At 56.3% G+C, this 446-nt stretch carries 1 protein-coding gene; it reads left to right on the top strand.

The features are described from left to right. Positions 1-59: 59 nt before the first annotated feature. Positions 60-446, top strand: a 387-nt coding sequence (locus tag DVK07_RS21785) for a Fic family protein (protein WP_147441344.1), incomplete at its 3' end; no start/stop codon positions are given.

Here is a 446-nt window from a genome sequence, read left to right as displayed (position 1 = left end):
CGCCTATTCGGGCGACGCGTAGCGCCCCATTTATGTTCAATTACTGTAGACTCGGAGTAGTGAGCGACGTACTCCCCACCGCCAAAGAGATCTTAGCGACTCACGAGCTTGTGGAAGAGCATTGGGATCTCAAGTATCGTGGGACGCGCGTCGCTGCCCCGAGGTTGAAATTCAAACGACTACTCAGAAGGGTCTCGGAGTCTGAGCCGGTATACCCCCGCGCCGCTGCACTTCTGCGCGAAATCGCAACGGAGCACTACTTCGAAGACGGAAACAAGCGGACTGCATGGCTGACGATGCGCGACTACTTGGACCGCCACAGGGAGAAGCCAGCAGACACAGGAGAGACTGCGGTACAGGTGATGAAGCGAATTCGCCGTTTCGACACCGAAGAACTCGCTATCTGGCTGGAAACAGGAGATCTCGATCACGATAAACTCGAGCCG

Origin of the sequence: Halorubrum sp. Atlit-26R (genome assembly GCF_003666015.1) — an archaeon.
In the GTDB taxonomy this organism is placed as follows: domain Archaea; phylum Halobacteriota; class Halobacteria; order Halobacteriales; family Haloferacaceae; genus Halorubrum.
The sequence above is the reverse complement of the archived record's forward strand: the minus strand, read 5'-3'. Positions and strand labels throughout refer to the sequence as shown.